At 39.1% G+C, this 18100-nt stretch carries 12 protein-coding genes, 1 other RNA gene and 1 pseudogene; 1 reads left to right on the top strand and 13 read right to left on the bottom strand.

Annotation, left to right across the window (positions count from 1 at the left end; genetic code table 11):
• Positions 1-22 precede the first annotated feature (22 nt).
• The 12 genes from D0T57_RS10560 to D0T57_RS16095 form a co-directional block, all read right to left on the bottom strand.
• Positions 23-1342 carry an MFS transporter gene (locus tag D0T57_RS10560; protein WP_163273458.1) on the bottom strand — a complete coding sequence of 440 codons (1320 nt, stop codon included), beginning with the start codon at positions 1340-1342 and terminating at the stop codon, positions 23-25.
• A gap of 134 nt (positions 1343-1476) precedes the next feature.
• Positions 1477-2373: a glycerophosphodiester phosphodiesterase family protein gene (locus D0T57_RS10555; protein WP_163273457.1), complete on the bottom strand. Its 897-nt coding sequence runs from the start codon at positions 2371-2373 to the stop codon at positions 1477-1479.
• 180 nt (positions 2374-2553) lie between these two features.
• Positions 2554-3645 (bottom strand): SGNH/GDSL hydrolase family protein, encoded by a 1092-nt coding sequence (locus tag D0T57_RS10550; protein WP_255490574.1) that lies wholly within the window; start codon positions 3643-3645, stop codon positions 2554-2556.
• Between the two features lie 5 nt (positions 3646-3650).
• Positions 3651-5747 (bottom strand): beta-glucosidase, encoded by a 2097-nt coding sequence (locus tag D0T57_RS10545; protein ID WP_163273456.1) that lies wholly within the window; start codon positions 5745-5747, stop codon positions 3651-3653.
• Positions 5748-5755: 8 nt separating this feature from the next.
• Positions 5756-7969, bottom strand: a complete 2214-nt coding sequence (locus D0T57_RS10540) for a DUF5689 domain-containing protein (RefSeq protein ID WP_163273455.1) — start codon at positions 7967-7969, stop codon at positions 5756-5758.
• Complete coding sequence (locus D0T57_RS10535; protein WP_163273454.1) at positions 7966-8808, bottom strand: endonuclease/exonuclease/phosphatase family protein; 843 nt, start codon at positions 8806-8808, stop codon at positions 7966-7968. Before D0T57_RS10535 ends, D0T57_RS10540 begins: the two co-directional genes overlap by 4 nt.
• Before the next feature lie 20 nt (positions 8809-8828).
• Positions 8829-10580, bottom strand: a complete 1752-nt coding sequence (locus tag D0T57_RS10530; RefSeq protein WP_163273453.1) for a RagB/SusD family nutrient uptake outer membrane protein — start codon at positions 10578-10580, stop codon at positions 8829-8831.
• A gap of 13 nt (positions 10581-10593) precedes the next feature.
• Positions 10594-11775 (bottom strand): hypothetical protein, encoded by a 1182-nt coding sequence (locus D0T57_RS15880; RefSeq protein WP_255490573.1) that lies wholly within the window; start codon positions 11773-11775, stop codon positions 10594-10596.
• Positions 11776-11831: 56 nt separating this feature from the next.
• A complete protein-coding gene (locus D0T57_RS10525; protein WP_255490572.1) occupies positions 11832-14153 on the bottom strand; it encodes a SusC/RagA family TonB-linked outer membrane protein in 2322 nt (773 codons plus the stop codon).
• A 209-nt stretch (positions 14154-14362) separates the two neighbouring features.
• A complete protein-coding gene (locus tag D0T57_RS10520; RefSeq protein ID WP_163273452.1) occupies positions 14363-15352 on the bottom strand; it encodes a FecR family protein in 990 nt (329 codons plus the stop codon).
• An 83-nt stretch (positions 15353-15435) separates the two neighbouring features.
• Positions 15436-16038, bottom strand: coding sequence for an RNA polymerase sigma-70 factor (locus D0T57_RS10515; protein ID WP_163273451.1), 603 nt, complete (start codon positions 16036-16038; stop codon positions 15436-15438).
• 202 nt (positions 16039-16240) lie between these two features.
• Positions 16241-16516 (bottom strand): carboxypeptidase-like regulatory domain-containing protein, encoded by a 276-nt coding sequence (locus D0T57_RS16095; protein WP_368666919.1) that lies wholly within the window; start codon positions 16514-16516, stop codon positions 16241-16243.
• Positions 16517-16769: 253 nt separating this feature from the next.
• Here D0T57_RS16095 and D0T57_RS15875 point away from each other — a divergent pair.
• Positions 16770-16952 (top strand): annotated as a pseudogene (locus tag D0T57_RS15875) (site-specific integrase); the annotation flags it as partial.
• A 172-nt stretch (positions 16953-17124) separates the two neighbouring features.
• On the opposite strand, the gene ssrA reads toward D0T57_RS15875, so the two are convergent.
• Positions 17125-17523, bottom strand: a transfer-messenger RNA (tmRNA) gene (ssrA, locus tag D0T57_RS10505).
• Positions 17524-18100 lie beyond the last annotated feature (577 nt).

Here is an 18100-nt window from a genome sequence, read left to right as displayed (position 1 = left end):
CAAGTATTGATAAATAGATTATTTATTTTGAATTCTTCTTTTTCGCTCTCCACAACATAACACAGAATAGAACCGACAAGGCTGCCGCTCCGATCCAGAAGTATCGGATAGAAGAAAAGTCATATACGGCAATGCCATCTATTATTGTTTTACTGTCGCCAATCAATTGTCCACTCATAATGTCCTGAAGCCCCGCACCTAGGTAACTGGCAATACCAACAACCCCTAAAGCCGCACCTGATGCTCTCTTGGGTGCTATGTCTGTTGCCATCAATCCTCCCAGATAACATATTAATACACCAATTGATAATCCGAACAAGATCATACTGACAATATCTATATAATAGTACCCTTCGGGTACAAGGACAAAAAGGGCAATAGCTATAGCATTACATATCCCGAATATAATAGCTGGAACGACACGATTACTTTTGAATAATTTATCAGACAGAAAGCCTGATAATACAGTCCCTACAATACCGCAAACCGCAGAAACAGCAACAATACTACTCGCCTCTACTGAACTATACGCCTTTTGATTTTCAAGAAAGAATATGCCCCAACTGTTAATAGCATAACGGCTCACATACATACAGGCACTTGATAGGGCAAGAATCCAGATATACGGATTTTTCAGAACTTCAAGCTGTGCTTTTCCTGCCGATTTTTCCCGTTCTTTGGGTGGCATCACCGAAGGTAATCCTTGGCTGGTTGGACCATCTTTCATAAATAAAAGAATAATCGCAGCACCGACCAATCCGGCAATACCTGCCGCACCAAATCCGTACCGCCATCCTGCTATACTTACAATAAATGCTGTCGCTATAAATGTGATGGCTTCTCCGATATTATGGCTGGCACTCCAGAACCCATAATAAGAACCTCGTTCTTTATCGGTAAACCAACGGGATAATCCGACGACACTAGAAGGTGCGCCCATACTCTGTACCCAACCATTAATTCCCCACAGGACGACAAATACCCAGAAAGTATGGCTTAATCCAAGAAGGATATTTACTAAAGACGATATAAGCAACCCTATTGCCATGAAGCGGGTAATATTTACTCTGTCGCCAAGAAATCCATTTACGAATTTCCCCACTGCATAGGTAAAAAACAAAGCAGAACCAACAATCCCAAGTTGCTGTTCGGTCAATATTCCATCATCAACCAATGGCTTCTTTACCACATTCAAACTCATACGGCATACATAGTATAGTCCGTAGCCTAATGTTGCTGAAATAAAAAATGACCATTGCAACTTTTTGAGCTTCTTATTATCTTCTTCAACCACTTCATTATCGGGTAGTGGGGAGAAGAAACGTGTTATTTTCTTTATCATGGAATTGTTAATTTTAAAAATTTAAGATAAGAGAGGAGGAGACCGGATACTTTAAAAGTATCGGTCAAAGTAGTACAGCTCCTCCTCTCTGTTGGGCCAGACTTTAGTGTTTACCTTTGCCTATAACCAATTGATTAGTCGCGTAGCCCTTTTTCTTTTAAATATTCTATCAGGTAAGCCGGGCGGTCTGTTTGGATAATGCGAGCCCCCAATGTGTCAATTAGATATCCGTATGCTTTGTCTCTATCTTCAAGTGCCATATCATCATCATGACCTCCACAAAGGGTGTTCCACAAGGTATTGTACCAAATAAGTGCTTTCCCGTTCAGGTATTCCGCCATTTCTTTTGGCAGAGGGTTAGAGTCGTCAGCATACACGAGTTCAAAAGCAGCCGGATTGAAGTCTTCAACAAACATACTGATCTGTCCCCCTGCATCTTCTTTGTCCAGATTCACCACAGGCATATAAATAACGTTTTCCAGATATTTCCCAAACTTATCTTTGACTTCTTGTGGTGTTTTACCTCCTTTCATTATGATTTGCTTGGTTGTTCCCGTCTTTTCCATCAGTTCGTAGATTTCATCGAAGAAGCGGTCTGCTTTATCCAGATTCAACATAATTTTTCCTTTGGCATGAAGTAAAGCCTCCTCTAATGTCGGAATAATCTCTTTCGTTTTAATGGCACATCCGTTCTTCAATTTTAAAGTACGAATAGAATCTAATGTCCATTCCGCCACAAGACCTTTACCTGTTGTAGTCCGATCTAAAGCTTTGTCATGCATTAGAATAATATGCCCGTCTTTTGTTCGCTGCACATCTATTTCCACGATATCAACACCCATCTTTATGGCATTATCAATAGCAGCCAGAGAATTCTCCGGTGCAAATCGCCAGTCGCCCCGGTGAGCTACAACGATGACAGAGCTCTGGTCCCTGTCCAATAATTTGTTTCTGATTTCCATGGCACGATCCTGGGCAAAAACCAGTTGCAATGCACATAGGAATAGCAATAATATATTTAATCTTTTCATTCTAGATCCTTTTTTAGTTTAACTTACCGTTTTTCCAGATTAACTTTTCGCCCCAAAATGGAATGATTGTATTAGCACAGTTTATATCTGAAGCCTTTTTTTACCGAGCTCAAATGACCAGCGTGACTCATCTACTCCTGCATGGGACAATTCGAATATATGAGATACCCTCTTTAAGAATCAACGGATTTTGTGTCTATGCAATATCTTAACAAGCACAGGTTGCAGTTTGTCCAATATCCGCTCGAATCCCAAATCGGAAGGATGCACTCCATCGACTGTAGCCTGATGATCAGTACCCAAATCCATACCAGGGTTCACAAAATAGATATTTTTATACCCAAGCTGTTCCAATTTCTTTATTCCTAGTTCCGCAGCTATACGTTTCTCATATTCGTATTTACGGATCTTTTCATTGAACACTCCGGAATCGCGCACTTCCGTTTGTAGAAAAATTAGAGGTGTATCAAGGTGCTTCTTACGAATAATTGCAACAAACCTTTCTAACCGTTCCTCAATTTGTTGAGGAGAAGGATTAGAAAATACATCCAACACAAAAGCATCAGCTTCTGTATCGGCAGCAATATGAGCCAAGAATGCATCTAATTTGCACTGACCACTTATTCCTAAATTAGGAAATTCAAATCCTAATGCACGGTTGAGCCGGGCAGGATAAGCCATGCCTGGACGGCCAGCAGAAGCTCCATGTGTTATACTCGAACCTATAACTACTATTTTATGGCGAAAAGGAACAGGTAATGCTTCCAATAAAGCATCTTTATCAACACCTATATCCAAGTTTTTTACTTTAGTAAACAGGGGCAGATAAAGTAAGCATTCTTTTAGTGAATCATTCATATTTTCCACTAACTTTGATTGGTGGTTAACTCCATAATTGGGAGTTCCCACACCTGCAAATACCCACTGCCCATTACGTCGTATATAAAGATCCAACCCTGTTTGCGCAATAAGAGTCGTATTCACTCCAAACTTATTACTCTCTGTTTCCCACCGAGCAGAAATATTTCGGCTATTTGTTTGAAAAGCAATAGCGAGCCCTGTTGAATATGTAAAATAGCGTCTGACTATTGGCGTAAGGTCAGAATACTTTCTTTCATCCAAGCGCTGAAAAAAGGAAGAATCTGGTTGTGCCTTGTTAATCAGCGTCAATAGAGAAGCATTTACATACTTTACTGTATCTTTTTCAATCGCCCATGAAAAATTATTCAAGGACAAGATAAAAATCATCAATAGTAACTTAATTTTCACCATCTCTCCTATTCCTTAACAATCCAGGATAAAGAACAAGCAATATCAGCTGAAGAAGTCCCTATCTTGATAATATATTCACCCGGATTAACTTTCCAATCATGTAATTCTGTATCCCAAAAGGCCAAATCTTTCAAATCAAGTTCAAATTCAACGAGTGTTTTCTTACCCGCCTCCAATGCTACTTTACGAAAAGCTTTCAGTTCTTTTTCAGGGCGTACCACTGTCGGACTTTTTTCTGATACATACAATTGTACTACTTCACTTCCTTCACGTTTCCCTGTATTGGCCAGAATAATACGAACTCTAGCAAAATCGTGTCCTATTTGAATCTGAGGTTTAGAAAGAGAAAATGTTGTATACGATAAACCGTAGCCAAAAGGGTATAATGGTCGAATCTTTTTTGTATCATACCAACGATAGCCTACTAAAACAGACTCATCATAATTCACGTCATAGACAGAAATTAATTTCTCGTTATAAGCGCGATAAGCAGTATGATAAAATTCTGCTCCGACAGGCATTGTATTTCTTGCAGGCGAATCACTAAACTCCCTTTCAATGGTCATAGGAAGTTTTCCCGAAGGGGTCAGTTTGCCAGACACCACATCCGTTACTGCTTTCATTCCATTTTGGCCCGGATACCATCCATATATCAGCGCAGCCACCTTATCACTCCACCCTGTCATACGAACACCTGAGCCGGAATTGATTAAAACAATAGTATTGGGATTGGCTTCCACAGCCATACAAATCAGCTTTTCTTGCTGCCGAGGTAAAGCAAATGGACGTTCAAACGATTCCATATCAATGGTTCCAGCTGATACTAAAACAACATCTGCCGACGCCAACTGCTCATAAGTAGGCTGTTCGACTATAGTTAATGCATCACCATATGTATCATACATTGCTTTAGCCAGAGTTACATTGTTATAGCCTTTCACTGCTGCTGATGCAGCCGGGTTGTCTCCAGTACGGGGAACCTCATGTAGAAAACGCCCAGTTAACAAGATCTTACGTGCAGTTCGAAGAGGTAGAATACCATTGTTGCTCAATAAGGTAATACCCTCTGCTGCCACATCGTATGCCGTTTGCTCATGTTGAGGATATTTGTTCAACCATTCGGGAATATATTTCTCCCGATTGTACAATCCGAAAGCGATGCCGGTAGCAATAACAGGCTGGATCATTTGTTCAATATCCTTTTCCGTAATGCGTCCCTCTGCTAATAGAGATTTCACTTCTGAAAACAGTTCTTTACGCCCCGGCATTTCTGTATTCACTCCGTTCTTCACTACTTTCTCGGTATCATACACCGAACTCCAATCACTCATTACACATCCCCGGAATCCCATTTTCTCGCGTAATAACTCTTTAAGTAGATAGCGATTTTGCCCTGTCCATTCGCCATTCAACTGATTGTACGAGGTCATCACATAAGCAGCCCCAGCATCAATACCCGCTTTAAACGGTGGCAAGTAGATTTCATGTAAAGCACGTTCATCCACAACAGAGTTAGACCGACGACGGTAAAACTCAGTTTCATTACAGATAAAATGCTTTAGGCAGGCAGCTGTACCGGTCGATTGAATCGCCCGTACGTATTCCTCTGTAATCACAGAAGAAAGATACGGGTCTTCTCCAAAATACTCAAAATTACGTCCACACTGAGAATTGCGGGTCATGTTCACTCCCGGACCTAGCAAAACTTCGATACCTCCTGCACGACACTCTTCGCCAACAGCCATCGCATAACGTCGAACCAAGTTCGGGTTAAACGTTGCCGCAAGCATTAAGGGGCAAGGAAACGCCGTAGAACGTTCTAATTGATGCACCATTGTTGTATCAGGCAAATTACGTCTAATGTTAACTCCTTGTGTCGCATCCGAGTGATACAGATAAGGAATGCCTTTTTCCGGAACACCATAGAAGAAAAACAAAGAATAGCCACGCATGAAATGGATTTTCTCATCAAGAGTCAACTGTTCAATCTTAGCATCAGCTTCCCGATAAGCTTCATCCCATGCCATTTTTTGTTGCCCCTTTACCAATACACAGCTACCTAGCATAAAGCATAGGAACATATATTTTATACTTATTTTCATATCAAATACTATTTCGTTACGCAAATATCGTCAATGAACCAACGAGAAAATGTTCCCGGGTCTGGAGCACTGGTGAATCGCAATAGTGTTTCGGGAACAGCGTTTTCTATCGTAAATGTAAAGGTTTTGAAAGATGTATAATCCAATCCAGTTATTATCTTGCTGGTTACGCCATCGATAGTACCTCCACCAACGACTTCAACCTTAATACTTCGTGCATCTCCATCAAAATCCTTTGCTGTATTAGCCCCAGCAGAATACACAGATGTATTTTTATAAGCCATCGCTTTAAAAGACACTTGTAACTTGCCTGTAGTGTTCAAAACTGGAGTACTCAAAGTCCCAACATTATTTGTATAAGCATTCTGAGCTATGAGTTGGGTTTCTACATATCCGATCTGAGCATATCCGGGACGTTGGCGCACGTAAGTACCAGACAGTTTATTCTTGACCGCTTCTTCCCACTTTGTTATATCACTTCCACAGTAATTCAACATAGCAGCCAATTTATCTCCATAACGATAATCAAGCCCTTCCACACACTTATCGAATGGTTCAAAATAAACAACATTGCCTGAAGGCCGAGGGGTAGAGAATGTTGGAATAGCTTCTAAAACGGCACAAGAATGAGCCTGAATACGTCCATTGTTATTGGATATCGGATTACCCGATACTGTATTTTTATCATAAGGTGAAATACGGATATAAAGAGTTTGTTTATGTAACAATGGAATCTCAGTTCTATCGACCTTTATTGAATAATAGAAAAAATGCTTACCTCCCCCTGAGTTTTTACCTTGAGGTATAGTAATGTGTGGAGCATATGGAGCTGTATACCAGTTCTTCTTATCTACTGAATATTTCAACTGCCAATTGGCTGGTGCATTTGCTTGCGCGCCCATACCGATTGAAAATTGGAATCCATCGATAATATCCTGTCCTAATGGAAATGAAAAAAGTAGGTGATTAGCATCTCCATCCAGCCAGGTTCCCATTGGTAAATTGTGGTGACCACTATTGTCGTTCCAGTAATTAAAAGCTTTTGATGAGGCATTCAGATTGGCTGTCAGTGTTGTACCCGTTCCGTCTGTCGCTGTTAAGCTATTATTGCGAACATCACTTTCTTTTGTGAACAAGACATACTTCCCGTTATCGTTCGCTCCTGTCGTCATCAGCGAGAAAACATAAGGTAATACAATTCCGCCATCAAATCGCGACATAGAAAGGTTGATATCCTCTTTAGTACAAGGCATTACAGCAAACCCTTCTTGATAAGCCGATGCTATACCGGATAAAACGCCTCCCCCTGTCGGAACCATCTCGTTCGCAAAACTACTACTCTTCAGTACATACATTACAAAACGTCCATTATTATCAGTCTGCATGGTTACATTCTCACTCAACCTTTCTTTTTTCAGATCTGTAATCACTACTTGACTTGCTATCGAAATATACATAGACTCATATTTCCCCGTATTCAATTCCTCTATCGAAATGGGAACTGGTTGCGGAGTAATAAGACTTGTTTCCGTCTGAATTATACTGTTGGGCGATACTGGTTTCAACTCCAATAAATGCGTTTCTGTATTTTTAAAGACTTCCGCTCCTTTCAGATCAATCTCGATTTCAGTACCTGTAGCGATGTAAAGCGGTTCATCCATGCGTAAGGTTATACCGCTATTGGGCTTGTTCGAACTTTGCAAAGCTACACAGTGCTTGTAATAGTTTTCTTCTAAAACACTCGACATCACTATCGCCCTTACTTTCTTGTTTTCGTAAAAAGTGTATGTCTCATTCGATTCAACCAAAGCTCTAATATCTGGAACACTTACATATCCCTCCATAACTGCGGCATTCTGAACAAGTTTCAATTGTTTTACTACACTTCTATTGCGGTTCGCAATAACAGAAAGTGTCAGTGTGCGACTTTCCTCCGCATCGTTACTTTCGAGAGCGATATCTACTGTAGCCATCCCCACGGCTTTCGTCTGTGATATTCTAGCCCATTTACGATCATTGCCCTCCACTTCAATTGTCCAATCACAATTGGCCTGTATGTCAATTGTGAAAGTTGCAGCAAAAGCAGGAGCCATGATAGCTTCACTACTCAATTCAATTTTTTGCACAGGAAGTTCTACATCATCCTTGCAAGAACTTTCGCTCAATAGTACACACGCAAGGCATGTAATGAGCCATATATATTTTGTTAAATTATATTTCATAACGTTTCTTTTTTAAGATCTACTAATATGGGAAGATGATCAGAGACTCTTTGTAAATCTATCCCTTCATACGTTGGCACTAATGTACGTAAGCGTTCATACTTAGGCGAATTTCCTTTATATACTAGTATGTAATCAATGCGGATGCTTTTACCTGGGAACGTATTGGCAGAAGAACTTATCACTTCCCACGATTCTAATGCGTTAGCAGGCAACGAAGTTGTGTTCAAATCACCAGCCAAGTATATGGGTTTCGAATAATCGGCATAATTTGCCAAGATATATTCCGTGATAATTTTAAATGACAATTGACGATTAACATCATTTAAATGACAAAAATGAGTTGCAATAAAAATGTAGTTCTCAAATTCCGCCAATAGGAATTGTCTCTTCTCTACCCCTGGCAATTCTTTGTTTGCCGTAATTTTAGGAGTTGTTTTAGATAAAATACCAATTCCATACTCTCCACTACCACTATTAACCGTTTTGCAAAAAAACGGGATTAATCCTGTACGATTAGCCAGTTCCTGCAATTGATCAGTTGGGTTTAAAGATGTATTCTTATCTAGCTCCTGCAACGCCACAACATCTGCATCCAACAATGAAATCACTTTAGCGGTTTGATCGTAGGTCGCTACAGTTGTCCCCGTGCCCGCACAACGATGTGTATTGTACGTAGCTAATCGTATTGAATTAGGCAAACGAGCCGGATCTTCCTTTGCTACTTTATCTTCAAAATTAAAATCGGCATTATCTCCATCAAGCTCATTACAGGCCATCACCATTAATGTCAAGCCACAAGTAACAAAAATTGAAACTATATTTTTCAGAATATTCATACATTCAGATTTTTTATTAATTAAAAATTGAGACCATCTTCCCAACCTGGGTTCTGGCTGATACTCCCTTGCGTCAATACCCTATCATCAGTAGGTATTGGATAGAGATAATCTCGTTCTTCATTCCATTTTCGGGCATAATCCGTATGAAGCAATATGTTTCCATGGTCTTTTTCTGTCAGAAAAATATCTTTCTCCAATTCATACATAAGCGAAGCATTTGTTGAAGGTTTCGCATCTTTCCAAATGCAAACGTCTATTTTTCCATCCGAATTCAGGTCATACTCTCCGGGGTGCGGAAAATATAATCCGGTAAATGCATTCTCAAAGCGCTTACCTTCTTTCCACCGTATTATATCCCAATAACGTAAGTTCTCCATTAACATTTCTACTGTACGTTCGCGACGAATTTCCAGAATTACTCCCTTGTTATTGCCAGTAACATTCACATAACCAGTTTTTGCGGAAGAAAGATAAGGATCTACGTTGGCATTGGCCCATGTTAATGACAGATTTGCCACCCCAGCCCTATCCCGCAACGGTCTAATCACCAGATCAATATCTTCTTGTGTCAATGTTTCAAGTTCTGCTTTAGCCTCTGCATAGTTAAGGTAGACTTCCGCGGTTCTAAATAATGGCAGATCATTTGTTGAGGAATTATAGCCGTCATATTTGGCCGATTGTAAAAACTTTATCAGTTGATATCCTGTTTCTGTAGCTGCCAGATCGGGAGCAGATAAAGCCGTTGCTTCAATACGTTTAAAACCTGGCGTACGTACAGTTTGAGCAAAACGTTTATCTCGATTCACGTACTCTTCTGGTAGTGTTTTAGTCTCCCACCCGATTTGTGAGGTAAAAGAAGTTCCATCTGCCATCAGATACATATTAGCTATATTTTTCAACAATCCCGGTCTTCCCATAGTAGAAGATACAAGATAACCATTCACATCATGTGTCAAAGCAATAGAGGAATTGTATGCGCGTGCTAATATGATTTCCGTACTATTCGCCTTGAGAGAAGAGAAAAGATCTTGATAGGGGGTACTTCCCGAATTATAAATTGAATACCCACTCTCTTTGATGAATTCTTTTGAAGCAGCAACACATTCGGTAAGCATTTCTGCATATTCTCCCTGTTTGTGATATTTCCGATAAGTTCCCTCAAACAAACAGATACGACTTTTCAAAGCCAACGCAGTCCATCTCGTGACCGTATATACGTTTTTATCGGCTGGTAAATTGGATATGGCAAAATCAATATCCTCCAGTATATTCTTCATCACCATTTCACGAGAATCTCTACCTTTATATAGTTCGGCCTCATCTGAAGCCAGAGGTCTGTCAACCCAGGGTACATCTCCATAATATTTCACCTTCTCAAAATAGAAATACGCACGAAAAAAACGAGATACTCCTTCATATTTCAGTCTCACGGCCATATCTTCACAATTACCAGAATGTTGTAAGAAGAAATTTATATCACGCAGTTTCTCCCAGTTCCAGGTTCCAGCTTTGGAAGGTACCACGCGGTTACCCAACACTTCCGAAGTCAGAGTGGTTTGAGAGATTATGTCAGCAGTTTCGCCATAAATAGCAGAACCTCCCGGGAACATAGAATAGAAATCGTTCGTGTAAAGTCGACATTCTTCCTCTGTATGAAAATAATTTTGTGGGATCAACTTATCTTTTGGAAAACGGTCGAGCATATCCTCACAGCTTCCCAGCATGAATACTACAAGTCCCAATAATATAGCTATAATGTTATTCTTCATAATATATTTTCATTTAGAATGTTAAATTCAATCCAATCGAATACGTTTTGCACCAGGGGTACACATTTGCATTTTTATTACTTGCTGCGGCAGCTTGTTCCGGATCAAGGAAGTCACTCTCCAATGCTGTCCAGGTAAATAGATTTTCACCACTTACATACAAACGACACGTATTAATACCAACTTTGCTTATCAGATTTTTAGGTAAAGTATACCCAATAGTCAGATTTTTCAAACGGCAATAAGCCAGATTTTGTAAATAGCGGTTATTTGTATAATAAACGGTTCCGTTAGTAGTGTTTAATGCGGCATATGCACGAGCACGAGGGAAATAAGCATCTGGATTCTCTTCACTCCATACCCGACTCATAAAATTACTTGGTATAAATGTTTGGTAAGGACGGCTATATGCTCCCCAGAAGCGTTGGTTATCCGCACCCGGGTACCAATCCATGCTTCCGATACCTTGGAAGAATACAGATGCATCAAAACCATTCCAAGAAAGGTTCAATCCTGCGCTATAGTGATAACGAGGAGTAGAATTTCCTATAACCCGCCTATCACCCGGGTCTTCTAACGTTCCCTTTCCACCATCTACTCTTCCACTGTTATCCAAATCAAGATAACGAGGGTCGCCTGCTCGTACTCCCTTTCCATAGGCTCCTGTAGAATTATAGCACCCTGGTGCTACGGTTTTCAGATCAATACGTGAAGCATACTCTGCCGCTTCTTCATCGGTTCGAAACAATCCGTCGATTGTATATCCCCATAATTCCCCAAAACGCTTACCTACATAAGGTTCGTCCAACAATCCCGAAGGATTATCACATTTTGTGTATTTAGCCGAATAGTCTGAGAATGAAGTTGTAATACCATATCTCAGAGGTTTACCTGCCAAATTAAATGAATCATGCCAATTTAATGTCAGTTCATAACCTTTAGTACGTAAATCATTGGAATTTACCTGAGGTAGATCAGCTCCATAAATGGAAGGTAACGACTTGCCACGTCCTAAAATTCCTTTTGTATCACGAATATAGTATTCCGCAGTAAATCCCAATCGATTATTCAACGTATTGAGATCTACCCCCCAGTTTTTTGAAACAACTTTTTCCCAAGTTTGTGCTCCAGATACAGGAGCACTCACTGTCGCATGCATTCCAAGAGAAGTGCGATCAAATGAATAGCCACTCATTTTCCCATTGGTCGATATGGTTTGAATAAAATCATAATATCCTATCTGCTGATTGCCTAATGAACCATAGGAAAACGAAGTTTCAGGTTATCGACAAAAGAGCGAAGGGGTTTAAAGTAGGCTTCCTCACTCACACGATAAGCAAGAGAGAATGACGGGAAAAATCCAAAGCGGTTGCCTCGCGGAAAACGCGAACTTCCATCATAACGCCCATTGGCTTCTAGCAGATATCTATCTTTATAGTTGTAGGTTGCCCGATAAAACCACCCCATAATGGCATACTCATTTCTTCCACCATTGATGCCAGAATTAGTTCCTTTTGCCAAATTAAAATCAGACAGATCTTCTGACAATAAACCATCATTATAAACTTCTAAATCCCGATAGTATTTAGCTTCATAGTTGTAACCGGCAAGCAACATCACGTTGTGTTTTTCAGCAAAAGTATTATGATATGAGCCGTATGCGTTTGCCACATAATAATTTTGATCCCAAACGACCTCTTTATATTTATTGGGAAAGTATTTCTCAGCCTCTTCCAAAACTTCACCCGGATATTGTGAATAAGAAACATTTACGCTTCGATAATCATTTCTCAAATACCCCGAAGTGTAGCTAAAGTCGGCCTTTACATCGAAGTTTTTATGCAACTTAAAGTTCAATTCAAATGAGGTTGCAAATTCCTTTGTCCGTTTATGACCGCCACTTTTACCTTTTTGCATCATGGCATTATAACCATCCATCATATAATGAGATGCCGAATGAGTCATTGAAGTGTGAGACACAGCAGTGCCATCTGGATTTACAGGCACAAATGAAGCTAATGCATGTAAAGTTGGTTTACGAAAGTTGTCTGTTTCCGATTCAAATCCATAATACTTATAAACCGAATTGAAAAACTTTGTATTGTTCGTTATCGTTAGCCATGGAGTAATTTCTGCCTGCAATTTCACTCTGAAATTATAAGAATCAAATTGATCCGGTTCAATTCGATTGATTCCTTTTTGCGAATAATAGCGCCCACTTACCATATACGATAGTGCCTTACCTCCTCCTTTTATATTTATATTGTGATCCCATGTTGGCCGGGAATCATCATAGAGATAATTATACCAATCGAAATTCGCCAAATAAACATACTGCTGTTTTCCATTGCGCATCTTCGTAGTTACCCAAGGTCTTTCAGGATGTTCTGTAGCATCATTCCGCCGCTCCCACAAAGCTTGATATTCATCATCTGTATAAGAGGTGTAAGGGTTTCCGGTTGAAGACAACGAAAACATATCAGCTATTTTAGCTGAATAATATCCCCGTGTTTCAAAATCGGTAGATGTAGTTGGTGAAGAAACAGAGAAAGAGCCGCTATAAGAAATTTTCGGCTTTTCATTATAGCTTCCTCCTTTTGTTGTCACTAAAATAACACCAAAAGCCCCACGTGCCCCATAAATAGCAGCCGAGGAGGCATCTTTCAAAACTGTAATTGATTCAACATCATTAGAATTGATACGTTCAAGAGAAGATTCCACTCCATCAACCAACACCAATGGACTTCCTCCATTGGGAGATGTCGTGCCTCGAATATTAAACGAAGCGCCAGCGCCAGGCTGGCCTGAGGATAGTGTTACATTCAAATTAGGTATTACGCCTTGTAGTGCTCGTCCAATATTAGAAACCGGACGGTCTTTTAAAGCCTCTTGCGATACTGTGGCCACTGCACCAGTCAGATTCACTTTTTTCTGAACGCCATATCCTACAACTACAACCTCATCCAGAAGTTCGGAATCCTCTATCATTATAATACGCGTCAATTCCTTGCTTGAGGTTTTCAGTTCTTTGGTTTGATAACCAATACAAGAAATCCGGATGAGTGCATCTTCTTGAACATTGTTCAAGGTATAGTTACCTTCCAGATCGGTGATAACCCCATTGGTGCTCCCTTTCACCTGCACAGTTGCTCCAATAATTGGTTCGCCATTTGTATCAATTACTACACCTCTTATTGTCTTGTTTTGAGTCTGTTCTGCCTCTTTAGACTTACTTCGCCTACCTACTGTGATCGTATTATTTACCCTATTGAAATTTAAATTTGTTTGTGAAGTGATTTTATCCAATACACTTTGTAAAGAGGCATTTTGTACATTAAGCGAAATAGCCGAAGCTGCATTCACTACCTTTTGGTCATAAAAAAAAGAAAGTCCGGTTTGCTTGCTTAACTGTTCAAAAACATTTGCTGGCGTTTCGTTTCGAACAGTCAGTGTAACCTTTTTTTCTTGTGCCTGCAACTTATAAGGCGTAAAAAACAAACATAAAAACAGGAAAAAGCAAAAGACCAACAAGCATTTATTCCTTTTCTTTATATTATTAGAAAATTTATTCATAAATTTGTGCGTTTTAGTAATAAACTTAAGTTATTAAAAACAAGCAACATACAACGTACTATTCATTTGGATTGAAGCTTATGAATAGTCGTTTGGGGTTGCGGATAGAGGCATTCCTTCGGAATGCTTCTATCATTTCGGGCTGAAAAGAGATTACGAAGGGGGTGTTTTCATATTTTATTTTTTAAAGGTTAAACATCGGTATTTTATCATTCCTTATATAGCAATATATCTTTTCCTTCTTTTTTATATTTAATATCGCCGCTGATAAATTCAATTGATTCAAGTACGGCATCCAAACTTTTATTATCGTGCTCTCCAGTAATTAGATTATCAAAGTCTTGATTGGCTGCAAAAGTAATTCGACAGTTGTATACACGTTCGAGTTCTTTAGCCACATCACCTATAGGCGTACTGCTAAACCGCAGACTTCCTTTAATCCAGGCGGCAATTTTCCGCTCTTCTTTTTTCTTACTATACTCTCCGGATACGGTATTGATCAGTATCTGTTCATCAGCAACTAATCTTGACATAGACTCCGGCAAATCAACTTGCACCTTACCACTCTCTACACTCACCGAAATGATTTCGTCTGTTGAGTAAGATTTGACATCGAATTGGGTACCTAACACTTGTACACTCAGCCGCTTTGTTTCCACTACGAACGGCATATTTTCGTTTCGAGCAACGTTGAAATAACCTTCTCCTTCAAGTTCAATTTTACGAATATCTTTTGCAAAGTTGCTCGGATAACGCACATAGGAACAAGAATTTAAAATCAATAGTGTTCCGTCTGGTAAACTCACCTGTTTTTTTTCTCCAAAGGAAGTACTGATTTCAGTATACGTAACTTGCAGGTCATTTATATGCCGGAAGAGATTGGCACTTCCTAGTATTATGGCTACAACAGCTGCTGCACCGATTGCCGCCACAGCTACCCGACGATACCATGTGCGCTTCCTATGCTCAATATGCCTCAACAACCGTTGTGCCTCCTTTCTATATTTCTCTCGTTCGAAGTCTGTCGCAGGTTGTTGAGTTTCGGATTCCTTCCAAACATTTGCCGCCACTTCGTCAAATACTTCTTTATTTTCAGCATTTTTCATGCTGTGCAATAATTGCAAGGCTTCATCCTGGGTATAAATATCATCCAGATAGCGGCGCAATTTATCTTTTTCTATTTTAGTATCTTTCATCATGTATAAATTGGGGTACTATTTTCTTTCCCCTTGCATAAGTTATACACAAAAGTAAGAAACATCTACGGGTGATTTAACGTTTATTATAGATTTAGGCAGAATAGAATTAAAAGGAGATCTGCAGATCTATCTGAATATTTTACCAGATAAGAGCGTATTACTTTTAAGGAGAGAGAGAGATGTTCTTGCACTGTATTGACAGAAATCCCCAATGCTTCGGCTATTTCTTTATGTGACATTTGCAGGTCGCGGCTCATGTTAAAGACTTCGCGCTGGCGAGGAGTTAACTTCTCTAACGCGCGACCAATGAGCTCTTGCAGATCATGGAACAATACCTGATTACTTGTTTCGTTACTTACATCAACAGCCTGAGAAAGAATATTCCTTCTTAATTGCTCCTCGTTAGTTATGTCGCGAATTTGATTCAAAATACGATTTCGCACAATGGTGTAAAGGTAGGAAGAGAAAGACGCGTCAGGATTAATGAAGTGACGACTTTGCCAGACGACAGTAAACGCATCTTGAAAAATATCCTCAGCAAATTCATGAGATTTGACGAACTTCATTGCAAAGTACAGCAAACGTTTCTTATAAGCTGCATAGAGTTCGCAAAAGGCTCCTTCATCTCCGTCTATCAGACGAAGAACCAACTCTCGTTCATCCATAAGAGCATCTGTTGCGTGCATATTTTATCTATATTAGATCACAAAGGTTTTTATTATGATGTCACAAACGTATGCATTTTTTCTAAAATAAAAAAAATAAAGTCTGCCAAATCACACGCTTTCACTCTTCCACCACCTGATACACCATTCCAACCCGGCTTCTTCGACTTTGATACTGCTTTTTCAGCAACCTTCCCAGTCGCATGGACTGATGCGAGTACATTTAAAATCGGGACGCCTCTTTTGTATCCGCTCCAGCATTTCGGTACAGATTTAACCCCTCGAATAGCTCTGTATTTTCCTGTAAAACAATATATAATGAGGTTGTATCTCCCAATTTTATTTCCATAGGAGTATAACCAATATAGGAGAGAACTAACGTTGACTCGACAGGAGCTTCAAGAGAGAAATTCCCATCAATATTTATAACCGTTCCTACTAATGCATTTCCCTTCACAATGACACAGACTCCGATAATAAGTTCTTCTTGATTATCAATTATTATCCTGGTATATTTCTTTTTAAGAACTTATAAAATAATCTGTTGTCAAAATGTAATAGAAAAACTATAGAAATGTGACTCTTGAAAAGATTCTATCTAAATGTTGTTGCATTTAATACAGAATAATTAATTATATTTGCGGAGAGTTATTTGAAACAATGGAGAAACAAAGCAGACCGAAGTAGTTCGCTCATTTCTATACCATTACCCATTGTTTATCTTCCTTTCATTAATTATCTGTTATCCAACGGATAAATTTCAAATATTCTATTGTTTTACGGGCTTAGCTTATATTGATATAAAGAATTTGAGACAGGAAGATATCCAGCTGGGTTTTGATAATAAAGTTTGGATTATGACAAAAAGGGAGAAGACGAATATTAACGTGAATGTTCCTCTACTTGAAATACCAAGGAAAATACTGGCTAAGTATACTCCCTTTCGATCAAAAACAAATCTAAGACTTAGTGTATCCATTTTTATACCGTTTTTTATACCTCTGCAAATATAAGTATAAAAAAGATTGAAATATACTGAAATGGTATAAAATCTAATGAAACTCAAACGCCTGAAAATAAAGAAACACCCTGATTTAGAGTGTCTCTTTGTGGAGCTGGAGGGACTTGAACCCTCGTCCAAACAAGGAACTAATTTGCTTTCTACATGCTTATCTCCGCTTTTATTTTTGTGAAAGAGCAAGACCGAAGCCACCAACTCAAACCTTAGCTTTTTTAATTCAGATAGAAGCCAAAGCCTCTTCTATCCTATCTCCGATTTGCCTGCACCACCTGATCGGCACGCTTCGAAGCCACAGCTTCCGGGTGATGTCTTGTCCCTACACCTGTGTAGGAATTAAGCTAGAATCTACTATACTTCGATTAAGCAGCAAGAGCGTAATTGTTATTGCCAGTTAAATTTGTTGACGTCTGAGATTATAGTGCCAGCCGACTATGCACTGCATGCTTACAAACCATTTCATCTCGCTGTCAAAGCCAGTCAGCCCCAAATGTTTACTTTAATATCAAGTTTTAGAATGCTGGATAACAAACAAGTAGCCAAAATGGTAAAAGTTTACCTAAATGATACCTCTTGCAAAGATAGTTCTTTTTTTAGTATATATCGTAATTTCGACAAAAGTTATTATTGAAATAACCTGTACTAACTTAAACAGACTATTATAAAGATCAAAATCTTTACGAAAGATACCATTAGAGAAATCAAAAAATGTGCATGTAATATAAAGATGACTCTATTTAAATGTCACAAGCTTGAATTTGACGACTTGATTATAACCATTGCTAGTGACCTACATCATTTTAGAATGTTATTGAAAATGTGGCATATAGAACATTGTTTAATGTAATATTTATTTTCCTCTAAAAAAACCTCTCAAATAATTTGTATTGTAAGGAATGATTTTCTACTTTTGTACCCGCTTTGGAACTGGAGCGAACAACACTGAAGGGTGTAAAAAGGTTCACTGGCAGAGAAGGAGCGAATGCGATCTTTAAAGGAAATGAAACAACAACATCAAGAGTGTAGTACAAGAAAGAATGAAAGGTTACTAATTATTCATTTTTA

It is taken from the genome of Dysgonomonas sp. 511 (genome assembly GCF_010501105.1).
Classification (GTDB): Bacteria; Bacteroidota; Bacteroidia; order Bacteroidales; family Dysgonomonadaceae; genus Dysgonomonas.
This window is presented reverse-complemented; position numbering and strand designations above follow the sequence as displayed.